We start from the raw sequence: 26,751 nt of genomic DNA, 5'->3' as shown, positions 1-26,751 counted from the left end.
CTCGACAAGCCAAGGATGAAAAGTGGCGGCGCGGCTTGCGCTCCGCCGCCGCAGGACGAACGACGATGAGTGATTATCCGGCCATGCAGGCCCGGCTCGTGGCCGACATCGGCGCCGCCGCCGACCTCGACGCGCTCGAAGCGCTGCGCGTCGCCGCGCTCGGCAAGACGGGCAGCGTTTCGGTGCTGCTCAAGACGCTGGGGACGATGAGCCCCGAGGAACGGCAGGTGCAGGGACCGCAGATCCACGCGCTGCGCGAAGCCGTCACCGCCGCGATCGCCGACCGCAAGGCCGCGCTCGAAGGCGCGGCGCTCGAGGCGAAGCTCGCGGGCGAGCGGCTCGACATGACGCTGCCCGCCGATGCGGCACCCCGCGGCAGCGTCCATCCGGTTAGCCAGGTGATGGACGAGCTCGCCGAAATCTTCGCCGACATGGGCTTCGCGGTCGCGACCGGCCCCGAGATCGAGGACGACTGGCACAATTTCACCGCGCTCAACATCCCCGAGACGCATCCGGCGCGCGCGATGCACGACACCTTCTATTTCCCGACGCAGATGAACGATGCCGCGGGCCGCGCGATGCTGCTGCGCACCCACACCTCGCCGGTGCAGATCCGCACGATGATGAGCGATGAGCCGCCGATCCGCATCATCGCGCCGGGCCGCGTCTATCGGAGCGACAGCGACGCGACGCACACGCCGATGTTCCATCAGGTCGAAGGTCTGGTCATCGACCGCGGCATCCACATGGGGCACCTCAAGTGGACGCTCGAAACCTTCCTCAAGGCCTATTTCGAGCGCGACGACATCGTGCTGCGCCTGCGTCCTTCCTATTTCCCCTTCACCGAACCTTCGGCGGAGGTCGATGTCGGCTACCGCCAGGAAAAGGGCCGCCGCATCGTCGGCGGGTCGGGCGACGACGAAGGCCATGCGTGGATGGAACTGCTCGGCAGCGGTATGGTCAACCGCCGGGTCATCGCCAATTGCGGACTCGACCCCGACGAATGGCAGGGCTTTGCCTTCGGCGCCGGCATCGACCGGCTCGCGATGCTGAAATATGGCATGGACGACCTGCGCGCCTTCTTCGACGGCGACCTTCGCTGGCTGTCGCACTACGGGTTCGGCGCGCTGTCGGTCCCGACGCTGAGCGGGGGGATTTCGGCATGAAGATCACCCTTGATTGGCTACGCGAGCATCTCGACGGCGATTTCAGCGTCGCGGACGTCGTCGCCACCCTGAACCGCATCGGCCACGAGGTCGAAGGCGTCGAAAATCCGGCCGAGAAGCTCGCGGGCTTCCGCGTCGCCAAGGTGCTGACCGCCGAGAAGCATCCGCAGGCCGACAAGCTGCAGGTGCTGACCGTCGATACGGGCGAGGGCGTGTTGCAGGTCGTCTGCGGCGCGCCGAACGCGCGCGCGGGTCTGGTCGGCGTGCTCGGCCTGCCCGGCGCGGTCGTGCCCGCGAACGGCATGGAGCTGAAGGTCGCCGCGGTGCGCGGGATCGAATCGAACGGCATGATGTGCTCGACGCGCGAGCTCGAACTCGGCGACGACCATGACGGCATCATCGAGCTTCCCGCCGACGCGCCGGTCGGCACCCCCTTCGCCGATTATGCGGGTGCGGGCGACCCGGTGATCGACGTCTCGATCACCCCCAACCGGCAGGACTGCATGGGCGTGCGCGGGATCGCGCGCGACCTCGCCGCCGCCGGGCTCGGTACGCTGAAGCCGCTCGACGTCCCAACGATCGAGGGCGAAGGCGCGCCCGCCACCGAAATCCGCACCGACGATCCCGAGGGCTGCCCGGCCTTCTATGGCCGCACGATCAGCGGCGTCGTCAACGGCACCGCCCCCGAATGGATGCGGCGGCGGCTCGAGGCGATCGGCCAGCGTTCGATCTCGGCGCTCGTCGACATCAGCAACTATGTGATGTTCGACCTCGGCCGCCCGAGCCATATCTACGACCGCGCGCAGCTGTCGGGCGCGCTCGTCGCGCGCCGCGCCAGGACGGGCGAGACGGTCGCCGCGCTGAACGGCAAGGACTATAGCCTGACCGACACGATGACGGTGATCGCCGACGACGCCGGCGTCCACGACATCGCCGGGATCATGGGCGGCGAGCATTCGGGGTGCAGCGAGACGACGACCGACGTGTTGATCGAAATCGCCTGGTTCACCCCCGAGCGCATCGCGCTGACCGGACAGGCGCTCGGCCTGACCAGCGACGCGCGCAGCCGCTTCGAGCGCGGGGTCGACCCCGCCTTCCTCGACGATGCGACCGCGATCGTCACCGGCCATATCCTCAGCCTGTGCGGCGGCACCCCCTCGGCGGTGACGCGCGCGGGCACGCCGCCGGTCGCGGCGCGGCACATCGATTACGACCCCGCGCTCGCCGAAACGCTGGGCGGCGTCGCGATTCCGCAGGACCAGCAGCGCGCGATTCTCGAAGCGCTCGGCTTCACCGTGATGGAGCTCGGGGCGCTGTGGCAGGTCACCGTGCCGAGCTGGCGCCGCGACATGGACGGCCCCGCCGACATCGTCGAGGAGGTCGCACGCATCCACGGCTTCGACGCGATCCCGTCGACCCCGCTGCCGCGCACCGACGGCGTCGCGAAACCGACCGCGACCGCCGATCAGCTGCTCGAACGCCGTCTGCGCCGCGCCGCCGCGGCCGCGGGCTTCCACGAAGCGGTGACGTGGAGCTTCGTTTCGGAGCGCGAGGCGGCGCCCTTCGGCGGCGGCGCCTGGATCCTCGCCAACCCGATCAGCGAGGATCTGAAGGTGATGCGCCCCTCGCTGCTGCCCGGCCTCCTTTCGGCGGCGGCGCGCAACCAGAATCGCGGGGCCGAAAGCATCCGCCTGTTCGAGATCGGCCGCCGCTATCTCGCCGATGCCGAGCATCCGACGCTCGCCGTGCTGATGGCGGGCGACAGGAGCGCGCGCGGCTGGCAGGCGGGCAAGGCCGCCACCTTCGACGCGTTCGACGCGAAGGCGGCGGCGCTCGCGCTGCTCGAAGCCGCGGGCGCGCCCGCCGACCGGCTGCAGGTGATGGAAGCGGTGACCGACGGCGCGATCTGGCACCCCGGCCAGGCGGCGACGCTGCGCCTCGGCCCCAAGACGGTGCTCGCCGAATTCGGCGCGCTCCACCCCGCGCTGACGCGCCATTTCGACGTCGACGGCCCGGTGATGGCGGTGCAGATTTTCCTCGATGCGATCCCCGCGAAGCGCGCGAGCGGTCCGGCACGCGCGGCCTTCACCCCGCCCGCGCTGCAATCGGTGCGCCGCGACTTCGCCTTCCTCGCGCCCGAAGCGCTCGCCGCCGCCGACCTCGTCCGCGCGATCCGCGGCGCCGACAAGGCGAGCATCGTCGACGCGCGGCTGTTCGACCGCTTCGCGGGACAGGGCGTCCCCGAGGGGCAGGTCAGCCTTGCGGTCGAGGTCGAGCTGCAGCCGCAGGAAAAGAGCTTCACCGACGCCGAGCTGAAAGCGATCGCCGACAAGGTAGTCGCCGCCGCGGCGAAGCTGGGAGCGGTGCTGCGGGGCTAGGGTCAGCACCCTGGCGCGCCCCGCGCGTCACTGATACTCGACCGTCACCGGAATCCGCCCGCGATAGTCGCCGTCGTCGAGCGCCGCGAGCTGCAGGCGACCGCCGAAGCGGAAACGAAGCCGTCCGTCGGGGCCAAGGCGCGGCGCGGGCGGCAGGTCGGTGACGAAACCGGTGACCGTCGCGGTGCGGCCGCCGGTTCCCGCAAGCTCGACCGCCGCGGGCAGGACGATGCGCAGCTCGGCGCCCGGCGCGCCGCGCACCGTCACCACGCCGCTGACCGCGAAGCCACCGAGATCGGCGAGATCGCCGCTGAGGCGCCGCGCGCCCGATATGGGATCGAGCTCGACCGCGCCGCCCATCGTGCCGACCGCGACGCGGCCCATGTCGAGCTGGGTTTCGATATCGACATGGAGCGGGGTCTCGGTTGGGTCCGACCGTCCGGACGCGGACGGCGAAGCGGCATCCTTCGCGCAGAGCAGGCACTGCGCGGACGCCGCGGACGGCGCGGCGAGGGCAAGCAGCAGGGCAGGGATCGGGCGCATCTTCACGCCTGCCCTTCTGGCACATCATGGTTAATCCGCCGTAAAGCGGCCCCGCCGCATCGACGGCCGGGCCATGCCGCCCTTGCGGCGCGGCGGTGGCGGGCCGATATGACGGGCAGACCGGCGCGCCGACATCGGGCGCGCGCAGAGGAGTTCACGCCATGACCGATCCCAAAGCCGACCGCGACCTCGACCCGATGGCGCGCCATGTGCTGCGCGAAGGCGGCACCGAGCGCGCCTTCACCGGCAAATATGTCGACCATAAGGGCGACGGCGTCTATCGCTGCGCCGGCTGCGGCGCGCCGCTGTTCGACAGCCGCACCAAATATGACAGCGGGTCGGGCTGGCCGAGCTACACCGCCCCCGCGGACGAAGCCGCGGTGACCGAATTGACCGACACCAGCCACGGCATGCTACGCACCGAAGTGCGCTGCGCCGCATGCGAAGGCCATCTGGGCCATGTCTTTCCCGATGGGCCCGGGCCGGCGGGGCTGCGCTATTGCATCAACAGCGCGGCGCTTGACTTCGCGGAGCGCGGGCGGGAAGAGGCGGAAGCTGGCGAGGACTGACCACCGCCGGGGGGCCGACGTCAACGGGCCGCGCCGGCAGGGGCGCGGCGAGGGAAGGAACAGAGGCTTTGCGCCGCGAAAGACAGCAGGCATCGTCGGGTAAATCGTCATCGGGAGGCCAGAAGAGCCGCGGTTCCGGAAGCGCCGGGCCCTCGCGCCTTCGCGTCTGGGTGCGCCGGATCCTCCGCTGGGGCGTGGGCCTCGCGATCGTCGCGCTGGTCGCGATCGCGGTCGCGGTGGGCATCGCGGCGCAGCGCATTCCGAGCTTCGAGGAACTCAAGAAATCGCCCGCCGGGCAGACGGTGCGCATCCACGCCGCCGACGGCACCATCTTCTTTTCGCTCGGCCCCAATTACGGCCGCTGGCTGACGCTGCGCGAGACGCCGCAGGTGATGCAGGACGCGATGGTCGCGGTCGAGGACCGGCGTTTCCGCTATCATCCGGGCGTCGACCCGGTCGGCCTTGCGCGCGCCGGGGTGTTCGCGGTCGAGCATTACGGCAGCGGGCGGCGGATGCAGGGCGCCTCGACGATCACCCAGCAGCTCGCGCGCAACGTCTTCCTGTCGAACAGCTACACCTGGTCGCGCAAGCTGCGCGAGATGGTGCTCGCGATGGCGCTCGAATGGAAATTCTCGAAGGACGAGATTCTCGAGCTCTATCTGAACAAGGTCTATTTCGGCGGCGGCAGCTATGGCATCGACGCCGCGTCGCGGCGCTTCTTCGGCCATAGCGCGACCGACATGTCGCTGTCGGAAGCGGCGGTGATCGCGGGGCTGGTCAAGGCGCCGTCGCGCTATTCGCCGACCGCCGACGCGCAGGCCGCGCTCGGCCGCGCCGGGGTCGTGCTGAAGGTGATGGTCGACGCCGGGGTCATCACCCAGGCGCAGGCCGACGCCGCCAAGCCCGCCGACGTCGAGCTGGCGCAGGAAACGGGCCAGAACAGCGCGCGCTATTTCACCGACTGGGCGCTGCCGCAGCTCGACATGCTGATCGACGAGGGCAATGAGCCGATCGACGTCTATACGACGATCGACCTCGGCATGCAGCGCGCGGCGACCGCGGCGGTGCAGGCCAATGCGCCGCGCGGGGTGCAGGGCGCGCTCGTCTCGCTCGACCGCGACGGCGCGGTGCGCGCGATGGTCGGCGGCACCGACTATGTCGCGTCGAACTACAACCGCGCGACGCAGGCGGTGCGCCAGCCGGGGTCGGCGTGGAAGCTGTTCGTCTATATGGCGGCGCTCGAGGCGGGCTATAAGGTCGACGACGAGGTGGTCGACGAGCCGGTGACGATCGGCGGCTGGAGCCCACGCAACTCGTCGGGCCGCTTCGCCGGGCCGATGAGCCTGCGCACCGCCTTCGCCTATTCGGTCAATACGATCGCGGCCAAGCTGGGAAGCGAGATCGGCTTTTCCTCGGTCGCCAACATGGCGCGGCGCTTCGGGATCACGACGCCGATCAACACCCACCCCTCGATGGTGCTCGGCAGCGCCGAGGTGCGCGTGATCGACATGACCGCCGCCTTCGCCGCGGTCGCGCGCAAGGGCGTGTCGGTCGAGCCCTATGGCATCACCAAGGTGACGACCGCCGACGGCCGCCTGCTCTATCAGCGCAAGCCCGAGGGCGGCCAGCAGCTCGTCGACAGCTGGGTCGCGGCGGGCATCACCGACCTGCTCCAGACCGCGGTCAACACCGGCACCGGCCGCGCGGCGCAGATCGGCCGCCCGGTCGCGGGCAAGACCGGGACGACGTCGAGCAACAAGGATGGCTGGTTCCTCGGCTTTTCGAGCGGGCTGACGACGGGCGTTTGGATGGGCCGCGACGATGCGAAGCCGGTCGGCGGGCTGCAGGGCGGCCGCGCGCCCGCCAAGGCCTTTGCCGATTACATGCGCGTCGCGGTGGCGCGCCGCCCGGTCGAGGCGTTCGATACCGAGGTGAAGCTGCCCGAATGGCAGCTCGAGGAAGACGATGGCGCGATGTTCGGCGCGCCCGAGGATGGCGGGCTGGTCGACGAGAACGGCATGCCGATCGAGCTGCCCGGCGCGGCACCGCCCCCCGAAGGCGGCGACGTCGCGCCGCCGCCCGCCGACGAAGGCCCGGTGCTCAACCAGCAATGGATCGAGGAGCAGACCGGGCGGCGCCCGCCGTCCGACGGTGGTGCGGCGCCCAAGGGGAGCCAGGCCACCCCCGCCAGACCCGCGCCGCCGGTGATCCGCATTCCGCCCGCCCGCACCCCGCAGCGCGATTCGGCGGGCGAGGCAAACTAGGCCGGTCGGAACGCGGCGATCCGGGAGCCCAGCTTCCCGATTTGCCTGAAGTTATATAGTCATATAATAACGTGATTTACACAGCGCCGTCCGACTCTGTATAGGCCGGGGCGGACGGCGAGCGTGCGCGCCCCGCCCGTTCGCCACCTGCCCTGTCACCGGCCAGCGAGGATCGCATGCAGCTCACCCATTTCATCGGCGGCAAGCCCGTCGCCGCCGTCACGCCGTTCGAAAGCCTGAACCCCTCGAACACCGACGAGATCGTCGCCACCTATCCCGCCGGCGGCGCGGCCGAGGTCGACGCGGCGGTCGAGGCCGCCGCCGCCGCCTTCCCGGCCTGGTCGCAGGCGTCGCCCGAACTGCGCTCCGACCTGCTCGACCGCGTCGGGACCGAGCTGTTCGCACAGGCGGCCGCGCTCGGCGAGCTGCTCGCGCGCGAGGAAGGCAAGACCCGCGCCGAGGCGACGGGCGAAGTGCTGCGCGCCGCGCGCATCTTCAAATATTTCGCGGGCGAGGCGCTGCGCCGCCACGGCCAGACACTCGAATCGACCCGCCCCGGCGTCGACGCCGCGACGTATCGCGAGGCGGTGGGCGTGTTCGGCCTGATCACCCCGTGGAATTTCCCGATCGCGATCCCGGCGTGGAAGGCGGCGCCTGCGCTCGCCTTCGGCAATAGCGTCGTCATCAAGCCCGCCAATGCGACCCCGGCGATCGCCCACGCGCTCGCGGCGATCATCCACAAGGCGGCCGACGGCCTGAAGGCACCGGGCGGCATCTTCAACCTCGTGCTCGGCCAGGGCGGGGTCGGCGCCGCGATCGCCGACCATCCCGGCATCGCGGGGGTCAGCTTCACCGGTTCGCAGGCGGTCGGCGCGAAGGTCGGCATGGCCGCGATGGCGCGGCAGGCGCGGGTGCAGATGGAGATGGGCGGCAAGAATCCGCTCGTCGTCCTCGCCGACGCCGATCTGGACAAGGCGGTCGCCATCGCGCTCGACGGCGGCTTCTTCCAGACCGGCCAGCGCTGCACCGCGTCGAGCCGCGTGATCGTCGAAGATGCGATCCACGACCGCTTCGTCGCCGCGCTCGCCGAGCGCGCGCGGGCGCTGAAGGTCGGCGCCGCGCTCGACCCCGATACCCAGGTCGGTCCGGCGGCGAGCGAGCAGCAGTTCGAGCAGAACCGCCATTATGTCGAACTCGCGCAGCAGGAGGGCGGCCGGCTCGTCACCGGCGGCGAGGCGCTGCGGCTCGCGTCGCCCGGCTATTATATGAGCCCGGCGCTGATCGCCGACACCGACCCCGCGATGCGGATCAACCAGGAGGAAGTGTTCGGCCCCGTGGTCTCCACCGTCCGCGTCGGCAATTACGAGGAGGCGCTCGCGCTCGCCAATCAGGGCCAGTTCGGGCTGTCGGCGGGCATCGTCACCACCTCGCTCAAGCACGCGCGCCATTTCCGCCGCAACGTCCGCGCGGGGATGGTGATGGTCAACCTGCCGACCGCCGGGGTCGACTATCATGTCCCCTTCGGCGGCACGCGCGGGTCGAGCTATGGCCCGCGCGAACAGGGTTTCGCCGCGGTCGAATTCTACACGCAGATGAAGACCGTCTATACCGCCGACTGACGGCCACGCCGACGAGGAGGAAGTCATGGCCGATCTTGCGTCACCCTTCGGCCTCTCCGGCCACCATGCGCTGATCACCGGCGGCGGCAGCGGGATCGGCCTCGCGGCGGCGCGCTGCATGCGCGAGGCCGGGGCGGCGGTCACGATCGTCGGCACCGATGCCGCGAAGCTCGTCCGCGCGCAGGCCGAGCTCGGCGACGTATCGGCGATGGCGTTCGACGTCACCGCGGTCGATGCGGCGGGGGATTTCGCGGCGCGCGTCGCCGACGCGCACGGTCCGGTGTCGATCCTCGTCAACAATGCCGGCAACACGGTCAAGAAGCCGCTCGACGCGATGACGCCCGCCGATTTCCAGTCGGTGCTCGACGTCCATGTTTCGGGTGCCTTCGCGCTCACCCGCGCCTTCCTGCCGCAGATCGCCGCGCAGGACGCGGGGTCGGTGCTGTTCACCGCGTCGATGGCATCGTTCCTCGGCATCCCGGAGATCGCGGGCTATTCGGCGGCGAAGGCGGCGCTCGTTGGCCTGACGCGCTCGCTGGCGACCGAACTGGCACCGCGCGGCGTGCGCGTCAACGCGGTCGCGCCGGGCTGGATCGACACGCCGCTGTTCCGGAGCGCGAGCGCGAAGGACCCCGCGCGCGTCGACCGGATCAACCGGCGCATCCCGATGGGCCGCTTCGGCACGCCCGAGGAGATCGGGATGGCGATGGTCTATCTCGCCTCGCCCGCCGCCGCCTATGTCACCGGACAGGTGCTGGCGGTCGACGGCGGGGCGCTCCACGCCTTCTGACCCTAGTCGGCGACGATATCGACCGCCGAGACGATCGGTTCGCCGACCCGCTTCGCAAAATCGATCGTCAGCATCCCGTCCGACACGCTCGCCGGCAGGATGATCGTCGCCGCCTTCAGCTTTCCCTTGCCGAGCGCGAAGGGGTCGACCCCGCGCCGTGCCGCGCCGCCGCTGACCGCGACGTCGAACACGCGCTTGCCCGCGGCGTCCTCGGCCGGCTCGAAGAGATGGAGCGTCACGCGGTAGCGGCCGTTGGCGACGGGAACGCGGTAGGCGGCGATGCCGCTGCGGTAATTCTCGTAGAGCGCGGGCATATCGGTCCCGGTCACCTGCAGCACCGGGTCCTGCTTCTCGCTGCCCGGCGCGGCATAGATCTCGCGGCGGAAGCGGTTGAGCGGCGCGCCCTTGCCGCCCTCGAAATAATTGTCCGAGCCATAGCGGACGCCGCCCACCACCGCGCCGGTCAGCGTGCCGCTGCGGATATGGACGTCGTTCGCGCCGCCGTCGTAGCGCCATTGGGCGCTGTCACGCACCGGGCCGGCCTCGGCGACGAGGGCGTTCGCACCCGCATCAAGCCGGACGGATTTCCACACGCAAACCGCGTCGATGCAATTCGTCCAGCCGATGTCGCGGCCGTTGACCGACAGGCGCACGCGCGGCTGGTTCGAATAGGCGCGCACGTCGACGCTGCGATAGGCGCGGTCGGTGTAGCGCTTGCCGGTCAGGTGCAGCACGGGCACGTCGGTCCGCCACGCGGCCTGGTAGAAATACCAGGCGTCCTTCTTCACCTTGCGGTCGAAGCTGACCAGCCCCTTGGTGTTGACGTCGGTGGTGTCGCCTTCCTCGCGCACCTCGCTCGCGGCGTCGAACATCTGCCAGACCCACGCGCCATAGAGCCACTCGAGCCCCTTGATCTGCGCCCATGAGCGCTCGTGGATATAGCTTTCGATCTCTTCGGGCTGCGGGCGCGACACGTTCATGACCTTGCCGCCATGGACGTTGTCGGTGTGCTGACTGAGCGCGCCGCCGCCGCCATATTCGCCGAGCGAAACGGGCAGGCCGGGGAATTTGCGATGCAATTCGGTCAGATGCGCGTCGAGATCCTCGACCTCGTCGACATAGCCCTTGCCGTACCAGCCGATATAGCGGTTGAAGCCGACGGTATCGGCGATGCCGGTCAGGATCGGCCGGTCGTCATCCTCGCCCGGCAGCGGCTCGCAGCACGTTGCCATCGTCGTCGGGCGCGTCGGGTCCTCGCGCTTGGCGAGCGCGTTCAGCGCCTCCATCAGCGGCCGCGGGTTGGACGGGGTCAGTCCCTTCCAGCTCCAGTTGGTGACCTCGTTGCCGATCGACCACATCGCGACCGAGGGATGGTTGTAATTCTGCCGGATCAGTTCGGTGAGCTGCATCTGGGCATTGGCGAGCATTTCGGGCGGCGTGTCCTTCACCCCCTTGGGCGCGGTCTGGTTGACGAGGCCGAGCTCGGCCCACAGGATCATGCCGGTGCGGTCGGCGAGGTCGTAGAAGGGGGTCGCCTGATTATAGTGCGACAGCCGCACCGTGTTGGCGCCGAGGTCGCGGATCAGCGCCATATCCTCTTCATGGTCGGCCTGGTCGAGCGCCCAGCCCTTGGCGTAGCGGTCCTGGTGGCGGGATACGCCATGGAGCTTGAGCGGCTTGCCGTTGAGAAAAAAGCCTTTTTCGGCGTCGATGGCGATGGTGCGGATGCCGAGCGGCTGTTCGACCCGGTCGATCAGTCGGCCCTTCGCGTCGCGAACCTCGGCCAGGATGCGATAGAGATAGGGATCGGCGAGCCCGTCCCAGCGATGCGGATCGGCGACGCGCAGCCGCGTCTCGTCGCTGGCGACCGCGTCGGCGGCGAGCGGCATCTTGCGATCGCTGCGCGCGACCGCCTTTCCATCGGCGTCGAGGATGGTCACCCGCAGCCGCGCCTCGGCCGCCTTCGCGCCGTCGTTCGCGAGGCGCGTGCGCACGACGACCTCGGCCCCCGCCGCGTCGAGCGCGGCGACATGGCCGTAAACGCCGGGGCCGCCATGATCCATCAGGTCGATGTGGACGGGATCGACGGCGATCTGCGTCACCGGGCGATAGAGGCCGCCGAACATCATGAAGTCGCCCGACAGCGGCACGACATGCCAGGTCGCGCTGCCCGGATCGGGCTTGCTGTTGTCGGTCCGCACCGCCAGCACATTGTCGCAACCGGCCCGCATCGCCGCGGTCGCATCGAGGCGGAAGCGCGAAAAGGCGCCCTCGTGGTGGCCGAGCTTGACGCCGTTCAGCCAGACGTCGGCGACGATGCTCGCCGCGTCGAATTCCAGGAAGCTGCGCTTGCCCGCTGCGGGCGCGCAGAGGGTGCGGCGATACCAGCCCATGCCGCGGTCGGCGTCGATCGTCGCGTCGCGGGCCGTGCCGGGATTGCCGAGCCGGTTCCACGTGTGCGGCACCGCGACCTTCGCCCAGCCTTTATCGTCGAAGCCCGGCTGCACGGGCGATTCGTCGGGGATGCCGAAGTCGAAGGACCAGCCGTCGGCGAGCGACTGCGTCTCGCGCGCCTCGGCGGGCATCGCCGCCGCCAGGGCCAGAACCGAAATCGTCGCGATCCACCGCACATCCATCTCCCGCGTTTCTGAAATATAAGAATCATATATTGATATCTCAGAAACGCCAAGGCATAACGTCGCCCGAAACGCAAAATCGGGGAGACGCGACATGCCGGGCCGAATCGGAACGACAAGCCTTGCGGTGCTGGGCGCCGCGATGCTGGCGCCGTCCGCCGCGGCGCAGACCGAGGGCTTGACGCGCCCGACCGTCACCATCGCGGTATCGCCGGCCGGCAACGACGCCGCCGACGGCAGCGCGGACCATCCCTTTCGCACCCTGACCCGCGCGCAGGTCGCGGTGCGCGACGCCAATGCCAAAGGCGACGTCGTCGTGCGCATCGCCGATGGCGTCTATCGCCTCGACGCGCCGCTCACCCTGACCGCCGCCGACGGCGGGCAGAAGGGCTGGGTCGTTACCTGGGCCGCAGCGCCCGGCGCGAAACCCGTGCTGTCGGGCGGGGTCGCGGTGACGGGGTGGAAGCTCCACGACAAGGCGCGCCATATCTATGTCGCCGACGTGCCGCGCGGTATCGCCAGCCGGCATCTGTTCGTCGACGGCCGGATGGCCGAGCGCGCCGCGGTCGAACTCGACCGCAGCAAGGTCCGCTTCACCAATCAGGGGCTCGAAGTGAACGATCCCGCCGCCGGCGATCTGTCGCGCCTCGGCCGCAACGGGGCGCTCGAACTGGCGGGGCTCGGCCATTTCACCACCCGCTTTTCGCCGGTCGAGCGGATCGAGGGCCGGACGCTGGTGATGAAGCAGCCGGCGTGGGCGAACAATATCTGGGGCTATGACACGCTCGCGCATCCCTATAACCCCGAAGAGGGCAAGCTCTATCTGCGCGGCGACCTCGCCTTCCTGACCCGGCCGAACCAGTGGGTGCTCGATGCCGCGGCGGGCAAACTCTATTACCGTCCCGCCGATGGCGCCGATATCGCGAAGCTCGACGTCGAGCTGCCCCGCCTCGAAAGCCTGCTCCATATCGCGGGCACCTATGACGCGCCGGTGCGCAACGTGACGGTCAGCGGCCTGCGCTTCTCGCACACGAGCTGGCGCGGCCCCAACGGGCCCGAAGGCTATGCGAGCCAGCAGAGCGGGTCCTATCTGACCGGCCGCGCCGCCGCCTATCCCGCCGACCCGCTCGTCACCTGCAAATGGGGCTGCCCCGAGTTCGAAAGCGTGCGCAACGAGTGGTCGCAGATGCCCGCCGCGGTGCAGGTGTCGGCGGCCGAGGGTATCCGCTTCGACGGTAATGTCTTCGCGCATCTCGGCCAATATGCGCTCGGCATCGGCAACGATCCGAGCGCCAATGCCTCGGGCGTCGGGCTGGGCGCGGTCGACGTCGTCGTCTCGCGCAACGTCTTCACCGACCTTGCCGGCGGCGCGATCGTCGCGGGCGGGGTGCGGCGCGACGCGCATCATCCCTCCGACCCGCGGATGACCAACCGCCAGCTCACCATCGTCAACAATCTCATCCGGTCGGTGTCGAAGGATTACAGCGACAACAGCGCGATCCTCTCGACCTATGTCGACGGGGCGCAGATCGTCCACAACGACATCAGCGGCACGCCCTATGACGCGATCGACATCGGCTATGGCTGGGGGATGCACGATGCGGGCGGCAACCCCAATTACCGCACCCGCATGCACGGCTACGACTGGCCGCAGAACAAGGTCTATGAAACCCCGACCACGCACCGCAACGTCGTCGTCGCCTACAACCGCATCTACGACACCAAGACGCATTTCGAGGACGGCGGCGCGATCTACAATCTGTCGGCGAGCCAGGGCACGGTGATCGCCGAAAACCACATCTTCGACCTCAACCGCCGCATCGCCCTCTACCTCGACGAAGGCTCGAAATATATCACGGTGCGGGACAATGTCGTCGCCGACGCCGGCAAGTGGCTCAACATCAACGCGGTGACCCCGGCGGCGAAGATGTGGCTGCGCGTCTCGACCGACAATCTCGCGACCGGCAACTGGCACAACGGCGGCGAGGTCGGCGGCCTGTGGACCGCCTATCTCGACAACCGGATCGAACAGGATCATCCCGTTGCGGGCGATGCCTGGCCGGCCGAGGCGGTCGCGGTGATGGCCAATGCCGGGATCGAACCCGCCGCCGGCGACATATCCTATGGCGACGTCCGCGCCCGCCCCAATCCCTATGTGGGGGCGAAGCAGGGCGAATGACCGGCGTTTCGCGTTCCATGCTCGATCGCGCCGATGTCAGCCGGCGCGCCGCGCTGCTCGGCGTCGCCGCCGCTGCCGCGATGAGCCCGTCGATCGTCCGCGCCACGGGATCGCTGGCGGGTTTCCACGACGTGCGCGACCATGGCGCGAAGGGCGACGGCCGCACGGTCGATTCGGACGCGATCAACAAGGCGATCCTAGCCGCTTCGCGCGCCGGGGGCGGCACCGTCGTGGTCCCGCCGGGCCGCTATCTCTGCTTCTCGATCCGCTTGCAGAGCGACGTCACGCTCGCGCTCGCGGCCGGCGCGGTGATCGAGGCCGCCGACCCCGACAAGCATAGCGGTACCTATGATGCACCCGAAAATTATCTGGAGGAGCAATTCCAGGATTTCGGAATCACCCACGTCCATAACAGCCTGATCTATGGCGACGGCGTCCGCAACGCCGCCGTCGTCGGCCGGGGGATGCTGCACGGGCTGGGGCTCGACCGCGAGGGGCCGGGCGCACACTGGCACGGGGTCGAGGGGTGGCAGTCGGCGAAGGCGCTCGGCCTTTCGCCCAGGGAGTTGCTGCTGCGCGACCCCAGGGAGCAGGCCACGCTGGGCCGCGCCAACAAGACGATCGGGCTGATGAACTGCCGCAACATCCTGCTGCGCGATTTCACCATCCTGCAGGCGGGCCATTTCGGCGTGATCGCCCACGGCGTGACCAACATGACGATCGACGCGCTGACGATCGACACCGACCGCGACGGCATCGACATCGACTGCTGCCGCGACGTGCGCGTGACGAACTGCATCGTCAACGCGCCCAAGGACGACGCGATCGTGCTCAAGAGCAGCTATGCGCTGGGACGCAAGGTCCGGTGCGAGGATATCGCGATCCTCGGATGCAAGACCAGCGGCTATGCGATGGGCAGCCTGCTCGACGGCAGCTATCGCAAGTCGGACTATATGGCCCCCGACAAGATCGGCCCGCTCGGCCGGATCAAGATGGGGACCGAGACCAACGGCGGGTTCCGCAACATATTGATCTCCGACTGCACCTGCGAAGCGAGCCGCGGCATCCTGATCGGCGTCGTCGACGGCGGCATCATGGAGGATGTGGTGGTGTCGGACATCGTGATGCGCGATCCGGTCAACCATCCGCTGTTCGTCCACCAGTCGGGTCGCCTGCGCGCGCCCGAAGGAACGACGATCGGCCGATGCCGCCGCATCCGTTTCGACAATATCAACGTGTCGGGCGCCGACCCGCGCTTTCCGTGCGGGCTGACGGGGCAGAAGGGCTATCCGGTCGAGGATGTGACCTTCTCCAACATCTTCGTCCAGAGCGCCGGCGGCGGCACCGCGGCCGACGCCGCGCGCGTGCCCGAGGAGCGGCCGACGTCGAGCCTCGAGGTTAGCTATCTGCGCACCCTGCCCGCGCAGGGCCTCTATGCCCGCCATGCCGAGCGGCTGACCGTGCGCGGCGTCGAATTCGTGGTCGACAAGCCCGACGCGCGGCCGCTGTTCCTGCTCGACGACGTGCAGGGTGCGACGATCGGCGGCGTGACCTCCGCGCAGCCGCGCGACAAGGCGCTGGTCCAGCGCGGCAGCAGCAACGTGGCGCTCGGCGACGTGCGGACGCTCGGATAGGGAGAATTCCATGACCGGAGTTTCAGATCATATGCTGGCCCGCGCCGACGTCAGCCGGCGCGCCGCGCTGCTCGGCGTCGCCACCGCTGCGGCGATGAGTCCCTCGATCGTCCGCGCTACGGGCGCGCTGTCGGGCTTTCACGACGTACGCGACTATGGCGCCAAGGGCGACGGCCGCGCGGTCGATTCGGACGCGATCAACAAGGCCATCATGGCCGCCTCGCGCGCAGGCGGCGGCACGGTCATCATCCCGCCGGGCCGCTATCTGTCCTTCTCGATCCGGCTGCAAAGCCACATCACGCTGCTGCTCGCGCAGGGCGCGGTGCTCGAAGCCGCCGACCCCACGAAGCATCCGGGACAATATGATCTGCCCGAGGGGGTCTATGAGGAGCAATATGTCGATTACGGGCTCGCCCATTATCACAACAGCCTGATCTATGGCGACGGGGTCAGCGACGTCGCGGTGCTCGGCCCCGGCATGATCCACGGGCTCGGTCTGCGCCGCGAGGGGCCGGGACCGAAATGGCACGGCGTCAAGGGCTGGGTGTCGCCCAAGGCGCGCGGCATGGACCCGCACGAGGCGCGGCTGAGCGATCCCGCCGAGCGCGCCGAGGAGGGCAAGGGCAACAAGGCGCTCGCCTTCAAGAATTGCCGCAATATCCTGCTGCGTGACATCACCATCCTGCAGGGCGGCCATTTCTGCCTATATGCGCTCGGCTGTTCGGGGATGACGATCGACAATCTGCGCGTCGACACCGACCGCGACGGCATCGACATCGACTGCTGCCGCGACGTCAAGATCAGCAACTGCACCGTCAACGCGCACAAGGACGACGCGATCGTGCTCAAGAGCAGCTATGCGCTCGAACGCAAGGTCATGTGCGAGGATGTCACGATCATCGGCTGCAAGACCAGCGGCTATGCGCTCGGCACGATGCTCGACGGCAGCTACCGGCTATCCGACTATCGCGCGCCAGACGATGTCGGCGTGCTCGGGCGGATCAAGCTCGGCACCGATTCGGTCGGCGGCTTTCGCAACATCCTCGTCACCGGCTGTACCTGCGAAAATTCGCGCGGGCTGCAGATGGGGGCGATCGACGGCGGTACGCTGGAGGATGTGACCTTCAGCGACATCACGATGCGCAACATCGTCAATCACCCGATCTTCGTCCGCCTGTCGGTGCGCAACCGCGCGCCGGCGGGCGCCGGCGTCGCGACGGTGCAGCGTGTGCGGTTCGACGATATCAACGTGTCGGGCGCCAACGGCCGCTACGCCTGCGGGGTCGTCGGCATCGAGGACGGGATCATCCGGGACGTCACCTTCTCCGGCGTCCATGTGTCGAGCGAGGGCGGCGGGACGGCGGCCGATGCCGCGCTGGAGCCGCCCGAGCGCCGCAACAGCAGCCTCGAGCCGAGCTTCATGAAGACCTTTCCCGCGCATGGCCTCTATGTCCGCCACGCGCAGCGGATTGCGGCGGTCGATTGCAGCTTCGTCACCGAAAAACCCGACGCGCGGCCCGCGATCCTGTTCGACAATCAGAGCAGCGGTTTCGTCTCGGGCCTGCGGTCGCAGCACGCGCCGGACGAGGCGGTCGTGGCCCGCAATGGCGGCCGGGTGAAGGCGGTCGACACGGTGCAACTAGGCTGATGACCCGACCCCGCCTGCTGGTCACCCGCCGGCTGCCCGACGCCGTCGAGGATCATTTCCGCGCCCATTACGACGTCGAGCTCAACGCGGCCGACACACCGCTCGACGCCGCGGTGCTGCGCGCGGCGATGACGCGGTTCGACGCCATCTGCCCGACGATCACCGACCGCTTCGACGCGGCGGTGTTGGGCACGGAGAAGGCAACGGTGAAGATCCTCGCCAATTACGGCGCCGGCTTCGAGCATATCGACCTCGACGCGGCGAAGCGCGCCGGCATCGCGGTCACCAACACCCCCGACGTGCTGACCGAGGCGACCGCCGATCTCGCCATCCTGCTGATGCTGATGGCGACGCGGCGCGCCGGCGAAGGCGAGCGCGAACTGCGCGCGGGGTGCTGGACCGGCTGGCGTCCGACCCACCTGATCGGCCAGGGGCTGGCGGGCGGGACGCTCGGCCTCGTCGGCTTCGGCCGCATCGCGCGCGCCACCGCGGAGCGCGCGCGCGCCGGCTTCGGCATGAGGATCGCCTATTTCAGCCGCCGCGAAGCCGAGGATGCGGGGGACGCGGTCTTTTACCCGACGCTGGAGGCGCTCGCCCGCGCCGTCGATATCCTGTCGCTGCACGTTCCCGGCGGCACCGAGACGCGACACATGATCGACGCACCGCTGCTCGCCGCGCTGAGGCCCGGCGCGGTTATCGTCAACACCGCGCGCGGCAGCGCGATCGACGAGGCGGCGCTCGCCGCGGCGCTCGCGAGCGGGCATGTCGCCGCCGCCGGGCTCGACGTCTTCGAGCGCGAGCCGGCGGTGCATCCGGCGCTGCTCGCCTGCGACAATGCGGTGCTGCTGCCGCACCTCGGCAGCGCGACGATCGAGGCGCGCACTGCGATGGGGATGCGCGCCGCCGCCAATCTGGAAGCCTGGTTCGCCGGCCGCGAGCCGCCCGATCGTGTCGCCTGACGACGCCCCCGCCATCGCCGCCGCCGCGATCGCGGGCTGGGCGGCGGAGCCGGACGCGCCGCGCCCGCTGGTCGTCGGCCTGTGCGGCGCGCAGGGCAGCGGCAAGTCGACCCTCGCCGCCGCGCTCGCGGATCGGCTGACCGCCGCCGGACACCGCACCGCCATCCTCGCCCTCGATGACCTCTATCTCCCCGCCGCCGACCGCGTCGCGCTGGCGGGCGCGGTCCATCCGCTGCTGCGCGTGCGCGGCGTCCCCGGCACGCACGATCCCGAACTCGGTCTGGCGCTTCTGAGCCGGCTCGGCGAAGCGGGACAGGTCGCCATGCCGCGCTTCGACAAGGCGACCGACGACCGCGCCGCGCCCGCGACCGTCGAGGGGCCGTTCAACGTCATCCTGTTCGAGGGCTGGTGCGTCGGCGCCGCGCCGCAGGCGGCGGACGATCTCGCCCGGCCCGTCAACGCACTCGAAGCCGACGCTGATGTGGGCGGCGTCTGGCGGCGCCATGTCAACGCCGCGCTCGCGGGCCCCTATCGCGCGCTGTTCGGCCGCATCGACCGGCTGATCCTGCTCGCGGCGCCCGGCTTCGATGTCGTGCATCGCTGGCGGCTTCAACAGGAAGAGGGACTGCGCGCGCGCAGGCCCGAGGGCGCGGGCCTGATGGACGCCGCCGCGGTCGCCGCCTTCGTCCAGCATTACGAGCGGCTGACGCGGCACATCCTGGCCGAGATGCCCGGCCGCGCCGACCTCACGCTTTACCTCGACCCCGACCGGCGCGTGATCCGCGCCGACAGCAAGGATATATCCCGATGACGCTTCCCTTCACGCTCGACTGGCTTTCCGACGACTGGCGGGAAGCGCGGCTGCTCGGGCGGATCGAGACCGCCGACGGGCCGACCCCGGTGCTCGTCGAGGGCGGCATCGTCCACGACATGAGCGCGGTCGCTCCGACGGTTTCGGCATTGATCGAAGCGCACGCCTTCGACGCGGGATCCGGACGCGTGCTCGGTCCGCTCGACGATCTCGCGCCAGTGCTGCTGTCGCCTATCGACCTGCAATGCGTGAAGGCCGCGGGGGTCACCTTCGCCCTGTCGGCGGTCGAACGGGTGATCGAGGAACGCGCACGCGGCGACGCCTCGGCGGCGGGCGCGATCCGCGCCGCGCTCGAAGCGCGCGTCGGCGCCAGCATCCGCTCGGTCGTGCCCGGCACCGACGCCGCCGCCGCGCTGAAGGAGGCGCTGATCGGCGAGGGGCTGTGGTCGCAATATCTGGAGGTCGCGATCGGCCCCGATGCGGAAATCTTCACCAAGTCGCCGGTGCTGTCGACCGTCGGCGCGGGCGGCGACATCGGGGTGCGGTCCGATTCGACCTGGAACAATCCCGAGCCTGAGGTCGTGCTCGTCGCGGGCCCCGACGGCCGCGCGGTCGGCGCGACGCTGGGCAACGACGTCAACCTGCGCGATTTCGAGGGGCGCTCGGCGCTGCTGCTCGGCAAGGCGAAGGACAATAACGCCTCCTGCGCGATCGGTCCCTTCATCCGCTTGTTCGGCGACGATTTCGGTATGGACGAGGTGCGCGGCGCGGTCGTCGAGCTCACCATCGACGGGCCCGAGGGCTATCGCCTCGAAGGCCGCAGCGCGATGGACCAGATCAGCCGCGATCCCGAGGAGTTGCTGCGCCAGGCGATGAGCGAGCACCATTATCCCGACGGCTTCGTCCTCTTCCTCGGCACGCTGTTCGCGCCGACGCAGGATCGCGACGAGCCCGGCCGCGGCTTCACCCACAAGGTCGGCGACGTGGTGCGCATCGCCGAGCCGCGGCTCGGCGCGCTGGTCAATAGCGTGCGGACAAGTGCCGCAGCCCCCGCCTGGACCCGCGGCATCGGCGCGCTGATGCGCAATCTCGCACGGCGCGGCCTGTTGGGCTGATGGTGGTGACGTGATGTTTCCTCGATCGTCACCCCGGACTTGATCCGGGGTCCCGCTTTCCGGTCGCTGAGCGGGACCCCGGATCAAGTCCGGGATGACGAGGAGGGGTATCGAACCTCCCAAAGCCAAACTAGCTCTTCTAACTGATATATCTATTGATTGAATTGATCTTTCTGTATATGCTCTCCGCATAACAGCAGAGAGGGTTTTCTGATGGTCGACCTTTTCGGCCGCCGCATGAGCCGCCGCGACGTCGCCGCGCATGGCGGCGCGCTGTCGCAATTTGCGGGCGTGCGCCTGATGACGCTCGGCGACGGGGTCGAGCGCGGCATCCGCATGCTCGAATTCCGCACCGGGACCGGGCTGCGCTTCACCGTCCTCGTCGACCGCGCGCTCGACATCGCCGACTGCGAGCACAAGGGCCGGGCGGTCGGCTGGAACTCGCCCGCGGGCTTCCGCCATCCCGGCCTGCACGACTATGAAGGGGAGGGCGGGCTGTCCTGGCTGCGCTCCTTCTCGGGGCTGATCGTCACCTGCGGGCTCGACCATATCCTGTTCATGGATGACGACGATGCGAGCCATTATGTCTATGGCCCGCGCGAGAAAGTCTCCTCCTCGCTCCACGGCCGGATCGGAACGATCCCGGCGCGGCTGACCGGCTATGGCGAGCGCTGGGACGGCGACGAATGCACGCTGTGGTGCGAGGGCGTCGTCCAGCAGTCGACCGTGTTCGGCGAGGATCTCCACCTGATCCGCCGCATCGAGGCAAGGGTGGGTAGCGACGAGATCCGGCTCCACGACCGGGTCGTCAATCACGGTTTCTACCGCACCCCGCACATGTATTGCTATCATATCAATGTCGGCCATCCGGTACTCGCCGAGGGCTCGCGCTATCTCGCGCCGATCGCCGACACGGTCTGGGCCGCGCACGCCGGCAACGATTATCGGGGGCAGGGCGTGGGCTATCGCACTCTTCCCGGGCCGCAGTTGAATTTCCACGAGCAGGTCTGGCAGCACGAGATGGTTGCCGACGGTGCGGGCGAGGTGCCGGTCGCACTCGTCAACGACGCGGCCGGCCTCGGCTTCGAGGTGGTGACGCGCAAGGAGCAGTTCCCATGCCAGTATCAATGGCAGAATCTGCAGTCGGGCCAATATGCGATGGGCATCGAGCCCTCTACCAACCATGTCCTTGGCAAACCCTTCGCGCGCGAGCGCGGCGAGCTGATCTGGCTCGAACATGGCGACGAGCGCCGCTACGACACGGTGCTGCGCGCCCTCGACGGCGGCGACGCGATCGCCGCCTGCGAGGCACGCATTCGCGCCATCTCACCGCAACCCGACACTGACTATCCCGAACCGACGGGCGATTACCGGCCGATCGCCGGGCGGGAGGCGCGGGCATGAGCGTCGCGGGCAAGACCATCCTTTATACCGGCGCCGCGGGCGGATTAGGACTGCGCTCGACGCAGGCGCTGCTGGCGAAGGGCGCGCGCGTCGTCGCGGTCGACCACGACCCCGCGAAGATCGCGGCGCTGATCGAAGCGGCGGGGGACGACGAACGGCTGCACCTGGTCGCGGCCGACATGTCCGATCTCGACGCCTTCCGCGCCGCGCTGACCGAAGCGAGCGCCGCGACCGGCGGCTTCGACGTCGTGATCAACAATGCCGCCATCTATCCGTCCAAGCCCTTCGACGAATTCACCGTCGAGGAGCATCAGGCGGTGCAGCGCGTCAATGTCGACGCGGGGATCGTCGCGGTGCAGGTCGCGCTGCCGACGATGCGCGCGCGCGGCTGGGGCCGCATCGTCAATATTGCCAGCGTGACCTTCTACGGCGGCTGGGCGCTGCTGTCGCCCTATGTCGCGTCGAAGGGCGCGCTGGTCGGGCTGACGCGGGCGTGGGCGCGCGAGTTCGGCCCCGACGGCATCACCGTCAACGCGATCGCGCCCGGCGCCTTCCCGACCGATGCCGAGAAGATTCATCCCGACCCCGAAGGCTATACGCGCTTCGTGCTCGACCATCAGGCGGTCAAGCGCCGCGGCACCCCCGACGACATCGCCGAAGCGCTCGCCTTCCTCGCCTCCGACGCGGCGGGATTCATCACCGGCCAGACGCTGAATGTCGATGGCGGCTGGGTCATGCATTAGGACCGGCCGCCCTTTGGCCCCCGGCGGCCTGCAAATGGCGACTTTTAGCGCTTCCGGTGCTCACGTGCAGAAGCACGCTGCGCTCCGGGTCGCAAAAAGCCACCATTTTCGACTCGCCGGGAACCAAATTGCGACCGGCCCTGAAACGAGGAAAGCAACGGATCATGGGTATTTTGAGCGGCTATCGGGTTCTCGATTGCTCGATCGCGATGGCGGGGCCGTTCGCGGCGCAGCGGCTGGGCGACCTCGGCGCCGATGTGGTCAAGGTCGAGCCGGTCACCGGCGAATGGCAACGCTATGCCTCGGCGGGCGGCGCGCGCGGCAACCGGATCAACGTCTCCTTCCTCTCGCTCAACCGCAACAAGCGCTCGCTCGCGGTCGACCTCAAGGCGCCCGAGGGCAAGGCGATCCTGCTCGACCTCGTCAAGAGCGCCGACGTCTTCATCCAGAACTACCGCCCCGGCGTCGCGAAGCGGCTCGGGGTCGATTATGAGACGCTGTCGGCGATCAACCCGCGCCTGATCTACGTCTCCATGTCGGGCTATGGCGAGAGTGGGCCCTATGTCGACCGGCCGGGGCAGGATTTGCTGCTCCAGGCGCTGTCGGGCGCGATGCTCTCCGCCGGCCGCGAAAGCGATCCGCCGCAGCCCGCGGGGCAGTTTCTCGCCGACGCGATCACCGCCTATACCGCGTTCGAGGGCGCGCTTGCCGCGCTCCTCCACCGCGAGCGCACCGGCGAGGGGCAGCTCGTCGAGGTCAATATGCTCGATGCGATGACCGCGGTGCAGATGCAGGAAATCTCGGTTCATACGGTCGGCGGCAAGGCGCAGACGCGCTCGGCCGAGCCGCACGCGCACAGCTATATCCGCGCGCCTTATGGCGTGTTCGAGACCGCCGATCATTATATCGTCGTCGCCTTCGCCAGCCTCGACGCCTTCGGCAGGCTGATCGGCGAACCGAGCTTCGCCGGGATGGACGACGAGACCGACAGCTGGGCCCATCGCGACGAAATCTTCGCGAGGACGCGCGAACGGCTGAAGGCGAAAACCACCGCTGAATGGCTCGACATCTTGCTGCCCGCAGGCGTCTGGGCCGGGCCGGTCCACGGCTATGCCGAGCTGGTCGACGACCCGCAGGTCCGGCACAACGGCAGCTTCATCGAATATGACCATCCGAGCGAGGGCAAGGTGAAGACGCCGGGGTTCCCGATCCGTTTTTCGAAATCCCCCTCGACGCTCGACCGTGGCGCGCCGCAGGTCGGCGAGCACAGCCGCGAGATACTGGCCGAGGCCGGGGTCGCCGCCGGCGAGATCGACCGGCTGCTCGCGGGCGGCGTCGTGAAGCAGGATTGAGGCGCGAGCCATGACCGACAATGTTCTTTTCACCGTCGATGGCGCCGTCGCGACGATCACGCTCAACCGCCCCGACAAGCTCAACGCCGCGACCCCCGAAATGGCGAAGGCGATCGTCGCGGCGGTGACGGCGTGCAACGACAGCGATACCATCCGCTGCGTCATCGTCACCGGCGCGGGGCCGAAGGCTTTTTGCGCCGGGTCCGACATTGCGGAACTCGACAGCTATGCGACGCCCTGGGATTTTCGTAACCGCTCCGACTATTGCGACGCGATCCACCGGCTGTTGAAGCCGACGATCGCGGCGGTGAACGGCTATGCGCTCGGCGGCGGGCTGGAAACCGCGCTGTCGTGCGATATCCGCCTCGCGTCGAGCAATGCGCGTTTCGCGGCGCCCGAGATCAAGCTGGGCTGGATCGGCGGCGGCGGCATGGCGGCGATGCTCGCCCATTCGATCGGCCTGTCCAACGCCGCGCTGATGATCATGTCGGGCGACCCGATCGACGCGCAGCGCGCCCTGCAATGGGGGCTGGTCAGCGAGGTGGTCGAGCCCGAGGCGCTGATGGACCGCGCGCGCGAGCTGGCTGCGACCATCGCCTCGCGCGCGCCGATCGCCGCCGAGACCGCGAAGCTCAACCTGCGCGCGGCGGTGTCGATGCCGCTCGACAAGGCCATGGAATATGAGCGCGACCTGCAGGCGATCTGCTTCGCGACTGACGATGCGAAGGAAGGCCGCGCCGCCTTCGCCGAAAAGCGCCCGCCGCGATTCCGCCGGCGCTGAACCCGAGGGAGGGGCGAATGACGATGTGGCGAGCGATGACCGCGATCGCGGTGGCGGCCTTGCCGGCCGCCGCGCCGGCGCAGACGGTGTGGGACAAGCCGAACATCATTTTCCACGTCTCCCCCGACGGCGACGATAAGGCGGCGGGCAGCGCCGCGGCGCCGTTCCGGTCGCTGGAGCGCGCGCAAGCCGCCGTCCGCGCGGCAAACGCCCATCAGGACGTGACCGTCATCGTTCATGGCGGCGTGTGGACGCGAACCGAGCCGCTGGTCTTCACCGCGAAGGATGGCGGGCAGAACGGCTTTGCGGTTCGCTGGCGCGGCGCGGACGACGCGCGGCCCTTGATCACCAGCGGCATCGGCGTCACGGGCTGGACGCTTCAGGACAAGGCGCGCGGCATCTATACGGCCGACGTGCCGAGGGGGACGCCCGCGCGCCAGCTCTGGGTCGACGGCAAGCTGGCCCGGCGCGCCCGCACCGAGATCGACCGCGCCGATGCCCGGTTCGACGCACGCGGCATCAGCTTCACGGGCGCGGGCGCCGATGTCGTGGCGAAGGCGGCGGGCGAGCGGCACGTCGACGTCGAGGCGACCGGTTTCTTCACCCACCGCTTCTCCCCCGTCGAGCGCATCGCGGGCGCGCGACTCGACATGCGCCAGCCGGCGTGGAACAACAATATCTGGGGCTATGACACCATCCCCGACCCCTTTCACCCGGAAGAAGCACGCCTCTACGTCTCCAACGCGCTGGCCTTCCTCGACGAAGCGGGGGAATGGTATCTCGATCCCGAGGCGGGCAAACTCTATTACAAGCCCGCCGCGGGCATGGACATGGCGAAGGCCGACGTCCGGCTTCCCCGCCTGCCGGTGCTGGTCAGCGTTTCGGGAACGGCGCAGCATCCGATCCGCGACCTGACCCTATCGGGGTTCCGCTTTTCCCACACGAGCTGGACCGGCCCATCGCGCGACGGCTACGCCAACCAGCAGAGCGGCACCTTCATCACCGGCCAGTCGAAGGCCTTTCCCGCCGACCCGCTGGGGACCTGCCAGCAGGGCTGCCCCGGGTTCGAGAACGAACGCAACGTCTGGCGCCAGATGCCGGCGGCGGTGCAGGTCTCCGCGGCGCAGCATGTCACGATCAGCGGGAATGTCTTCGCGCATCTCGGCCAATATGCGCTGGGCGTCGGCATGGACGCCAACGCCAATGTCTCGGGCGTCGGACTCGCCACGGTCGACGTCACCGTGCGCGATAATCTGTTCGCCGACCTGTCGGGCGGCGCGATCGTCGCCGGCGGGGTGCGGCCCGATGCCCATCACCCTTCCGACCCTGCGCTGACCAACCGCCAGCTCATGATCCGCGGCAATCTGATCCAGGGGGTCGGGCGCGATTACACCGACAATGCCGCGGTGCTCGCGACCTATTGGGACGGGTCGGTCATCATCCACAACGATATCTCCGACGCCCCCTATGACGGCATCGATATCGGCTTCGGCTGGGGCTATGTCGACCAAGGCGGCAACCCCAATTATCGCGCCCGCCAGCGTGGCTATGATTCGGGCGTCAATCGGGTCTGGGACACACCGACGATCCGCCGCGACGCGATCGTCGCTTTCAACCGCCTCTACAAGGTCAAGCAGGTCGCCGACGACGGCGGGGCGATCTATAATCTGTCGGCGTGCCAGGACTGCGTCATCGCCGAGAACCATATCTTCGACATCGGCCCGCGCGTCGCGCTCTATCTCGACGAAGGGTCGCGCGGCTTCACCGTCCGCGACAATGTCGTCGAGGGCGCGGTCCGCCAGTGGCTGAACGTCAACACGGCGAGCGCCTTTCAGCCGGGCCGCACCAACTCGATGAACAATGTCGCGCGCGGCAACTGGCACGAGGCGGTCAATGTCGGCGGCATCTGGAACGATTATATGAACAACCGGATCGAGGACGATCATGTCGTCCTGTTCGGCAGCTGGCCGGGCGGCGCGCTCCACGTCATGGGCCACGCAGGGCTCGAGGCCGAGAGCAAGGTGCCGTCCTATCTGGACTACGAACCGCGCCCCAAGGTCGGCCTGCCGGCGCCGCTGCCGAACGGCCGCGGCACCTATGGCCGCAACAATCCGAAGACGGCGCCGAAACCCGCCGGCGAGTGAAAGCCGGCGGCGGCGC

At 69.1% G+C, this 26,751-nt stretch carries 19 protein-coding genes; 17 read left to right on the top strand and 2 right to left on the bottom strand.

What is annotated here, in order from left to right; all coding sequences use genetic code 11:
* The first annotated feature begins 65 nt into the window (after positions 1 to 65).
* Together pheS and pheT are read left to right on the top strand one after the other, a co-directional pair.
* Positions 66 to 1,166: a phenylalanine--tRNA ligase subunit alpha gene (gene pheS, locus ACOTSS_RS18420; protein ID WP_448689406.1), complete on the top strand. Its 1,101-nt coding sequence runs from the start codon at positions 66 to 68 to the stop codon at positions 1,164 to 1,166.
* Positions 1,163 to 3,544 (top strand): phenylalanine--tRNA ligase subunit beta, encoded by a 2,382-nt coding sequence (gene pheT / locus ACOTSS_RS18415; RefSeq protein WP_448689405.1) that lies wholly within the window; start codon positions 1,163 to 1,165, stop codon positions 3,542 to 3,544. Before pheS ends, pheT begins: the two co-directional genes overlap by 4 nt.
* Positions 3,545 to 3,571: 27 nt before the next feature.
* Here the strand turns inward: pheT and ACOTSS_RS18410 are convergent, their stop codons facing one another.
* Positions 3,572 to 4,087 carry a DUF4402 domain-containing protein gene (locus ACOTSS_RS18410; protein ID WP_448691375.1) on the bottom strand — a complete coding sequence of 172 codons (516 nt, stop codon included), beginning with the start codon at positions 4,085 to 4,087 and terminating at the stop codon, positions 3,572 to 3,574.
* 161 nt (positions 4,088 to 4,248) lie between these two features.
* Here ACOTSS_RS18410 and msrB point away from each other — a divergent pair, with 161 nt between their 5' ends.
* The 4 genes from msrB (at position 4,249) to ACOTSS_RS18390 (ending at position 9,329) form a co-directional block, all read left to right on the top strand.
* The gene (msrB, locus tag ACOTSS_RS18405; RefSeq protein ID WP_448689404.1) at positions 4,249 to 4,656 is read left to right on the top strand and encodes a peptide-methionine (R)-S-oxide reductase MsrB; all 408 of its coding nucleotides are present in this window, start codon (positions 4,249 to 4,251) and stop codon (positions 4,654 to 4,656) included.
* Between the two features lie 170 nt (positions 4,657 to 4,826).
* Positions 4,827 to 6,920 carry a PBP1A family penicillin-binding protein gene (locus tag ACOTSS_RS18400; protein WP_448689403.1) on the top strand — a complete coding sequence of 698 codons (2,094 nt, stop codon included), beginning with the start codon at positions 4,827 to 4,829 and terminating at the stop codon, positions 6,918 to 6,920.
* A 176-nt stretch (positions 6,921 to 7,096) separates the two neighbouring features.
* Positions 7,097 to 8,539, top strand: coding sequence for an aldehyde dehydrogenase family protein (locus tag ACOTSS_RS18395; protein ID WP_448689402.1), 1,443 nt, complete (start codon positions 7,097 to 7,099; stop codon positions 8,537 to 8,539).
* A 25-nt stretch (positions 8,540 to 8,564) separates the two neighbouring features.
* Entirely contained in the window at positions 8,565 to 9,329 is a 765-nt protein-coding gene (locus ACOTSS_RS18390; RefSeq protein ID WP_448689401.1) for an SDR family NAD(P)-dependent oxidoreductase, read from the top strand.
* A 2-nt stretch (positions 9,330 to 9,331) separates the two neighbouring features.
* Here ACOTSS_RS18390 and ACOTSS_RS18385 read toward each other — a convergent pair whose 3' ends face one another.
* Positions 9,332 to 11,959: a glycoside hydrolase family 2 TIM barrel-domain containing protein gene (locus tag ACOTSS_RS18385; RefSeq protein ID WP_448689400.1), complete on the bottom strand. Its 2,628-nt coding sequence runs from the start codon at positions 11,957 to 11,959 to the stop codon at positions 9,332 to 9,334.
* A 100-nt stretch (positions 11,960 to 12,059) separates the two neighbouring features.
* Here ACOTSS_RS18385 and ACOTSS_RS18380 point away from each other — a divergent pair, with 100 nt between their 5' ends.
* The 11 genes from ACOTSS_RS18380 to ACOTSS_RS18330 all read left to right on the top strand — a co-directional run bounded on the left by ACOTSS_RS18380 (position 12,060) and on the right by ACOTSS_RS18330 (position 26,735).
* Positions 12,060 to 14,144, top strand: a complete 2,085-nt coding sequence (locus ACOTSS_RS18380) for a right-handed parallel beta-helix repeat-containing protein (protein WP_448689399.1) — start codon at positions 12,060 to 12,062, stop codon at positions 14,142 to 14,144.
* Positions 14,141 to 15,778 (top strand): rhamnogalacturonidase, encoded by a 1,638-nt coding sequence (locus ACOTSS_RS18375; RefSeq protein ID WP_448689398.1) that lies wholly within the window; start codon positions 14,141 to 14,143, stop codon positions 15,776 to 15,778. The genes ACOTSS_RS18380 and ACOTSS_RS18375 overlap by 4 nt, the downstream gene beginning before the upstream one ends.
* A gap of 10 nt (positions 15,779 to 15,788) precedes the next feature.
* Positions 15,789 to 17,426 carry a rhamnogalacturonidase gene (locus ACOTSS_RS18370; RefSeq protein WP_448689397.1) on the top strand — a complete coding sequence of 546 codons (1,638 nt, stop codon included), beginning with the start codon at positions 15,789 to 15,791 and terminating at the stop codon, positions 17,424 to 17,426.
* Positions 17,423 to 18,385 carry a 2-hydroxyacid dehydrogenase gene (locus tag ACOTSS_RS18365; protein ID WP_448691374.1) on the top strand — a complete coding sequence of 321 codons (963 nt, stop codon included), beginning with the start codon at positions 17,423 to 17,425 and terminating at the stop codon, positions 18,383 to 18,385. Before ACOTSS_RS18370 ends, ACOTSS_RS18365 begins: the two co-directional genes overlap by 4 nt.
* Positions 18,375 to 19,196 carry a kinase gene (locus ACOTSS_RS18360; protein WP_448689396.1) on the top strand — a complete coding sequence of 274 codons (822 nt, stop codon included), beginning with the start codon at positions 18,375 to 18,377 and terminating at the stop codon, positions 19,194 to 19,196. Before ACOTSS_RS18365 ends, ACOTSS_RS18360 begins: the two co-directional genes overlap by 11 nt.
* Positions 19,193 to 20,311: a fumarylacetoacetate hydrolase family protein gene (locus tag ACOTSS_RS18355; protein ID WP_448689395.1), complete on the top strand. Its 1,119-nt coding sequence runs from the start codon at positions 19,193 to 19,195 to the stop codon at positions 20,309 to 20,311. Before ACOTSS_RS18360 ends, ACOTSS_RS18355 begins: the two co-directional genes overlap by 4 nt.
* Positions 20,312 to 20,524: 213 nt before the next feature.
* Positions 20,525 to 21,715 (top strand): aldose 1-epimerase family protein, encoded by a 1,191-nt coding sequence (locus ACOTSS_RS18350; protein WP_448689394.1) that lies wholly within the window; start codon positions 20,525 to 20,527, stop codon positions 21,713 to 21,715.
* Positions 21,712 to 22,458, top strand: coding sequence for an SDR family NAD(P)-dependent oxidoreductase (locus ACOTSS_RS18345; RefSeq protein ID WP_448689393.1), 747 nt, complete (start codon positions 21,712 to 21,714; stop codon positions 22,456 to 22,458). Before ACOTSS_RS18350 ends, ACOTSS_RS18345 begins: the two co-directional genes overlap by 4 nt.
* A gap of 164 nt (positions 22,459 to 22,622) precedes the next feature.
* On the top strand, positions 22,623 to 23,810 hold the full coding sequence (locus ACOTSS_RS18340; protein ID WP_448689392.1) for a CaiB/BaiF CoA transferase family protein: 1,188 nt from the start codon (positions 22,623 to 22,625) through the stop codon (positions 23,808 to 23,810).
* A gap of 10 nt (positions 23,811 to 23,820) precedes the next feature.
* A complete protein-coding gene (locus tag ACOTSS_RS18335; protein WP_448689391.1) occupies positions 23,821 to 24,591 on the top strand; it encodes an enoyl-CoA hydratase/isomerase family protein in 771 nt (256 codons plus the stop codon).
* Between the two features lie 17 nt (positions 24,592 to 24,608).
* Positions 24,609 to 26,735 (top strand): right-handed parallel beta-helix repeat-containing protein, encoded by a 2,127-nt coding sequence (locus ACOTSS_RS18330; RefSeq protein WP_448689390.1) that lies wholly within the window; start codon positions 24,609 to 24,611, stop codon positions 26,733 to 26,735.
* Positions 26,736 to 26,751 lie beyond the last annotated feature (16 nt).

The sequence above is a fragment of the Sphingopyxis sp. NJF-3 genome (assembly GCF_053514865.1).
The sequence above is the reverse complement of the archived record's forward strand: the minus strand, read 5'-3'. Positions and strand labels throughout refer to the sequence as shown.

Coding starts and splice junctions, on each gene's coding strand:
- ACOTSS_RS18345 (WP_448689393.1), top strand. CDS start 21,712: ATGAGCGTCGCGGGCAAGACCATCCTTTATACCGGCGCCGCGGGCGGA.
- ACOTSS_RS18395 (WP_448689402.1), top strand. CDS start 7,097: ATGCAGCTCACCCATTTCATCGGCGGCAAGCCCGTCGCCGCCGTCACG.
- ACOTSS_RS18340 (WP_448689392.1), top strand. CDS start 22,623: ATGGGTATTTTGAGCGGCTATCGGGTTCTCGATTGCTCGATCGCGATG.
- ACOTSS_RS18375 (WP_448689398.1), top strand. CDS start 14,141: ATGACCGGCGTTTCGCGTTCCATGCTCGATCGCGCCGATGTCAGCCGG.
- ACOTSS_RS18335 (WP_448689391.1), top strand. CDS start 23,821: ATGACCGACAATGTTCTTTTCACCGTCGATGGCGCCGTCGCGACGATC.
- ACOTSS_RS18370 (WP_448689397.1), top strand. CDS start 15,789: ATGACCGGAGTTTCAGATCATATGCTGGCCCGCGCCGACGTCAGCCGG.
- msrB (WP_448689404.1), top strand. CDS start 4,249: ATGACCGATCCCAAAGCCGACCGCGACCTCGACCCGATGGCGCGCCAT.
- pheS (WP_448689406.1), top strand. CDS start 66: ATGAGTGATTATCCGGCCATGCAGGCCCGGCTCGTGGCCGACATCGGC.
- pheT (WP_448689405.1), top strand. CDS start 1,163: ATGAAGATCACCCTTGATTGGCTACGCGAGCATCTCGACGGCGATTTC.
- ACOTSS_RS18355 (WP_448689395.1), top strand. CDS start 19,193: ATGACGCTTCCCTTCACGCTCGACTGGCTTTCCGACGACTGGCGGGAA.
- ACOTSS_RS18390 (WP_448689401.1), top strand. CDS start 8,565: ATGGCCGATCTTGCGTCACCCTTCGGCCTCTCCGGCCACCATGCGCTG.
- ACOTSS_RS18410 (WP_448691375.1), bottom strand. CDS start 4,087: ATGCGCCCGATCCCTGCCCTGCTGCTTGCCCTCGCCGCGCCGTCCGCG.
- ACOTSS_RS18380 (WP_448689399.1), top strand. CDS start 12,060: ATGCCGGGCCGAATCGGAACGACAAGCCTTGCGGTGCTGGGCGCCGCG.
- ACOTSS_RS18330 (WP_448689390.1), top strand. CDS start 24,609: ATGACGATGTGGCGAGCGATGACCGCGATCGCGGTGGCGGCCTTGCCG.
- ACOTSS_RS18350 (WP_448689394.1), top strand. CDS start 20,525: ATGGTCGACCTTTTCGGCCGCCGCATGAGCCGCCGCGACGTCGCCGCG.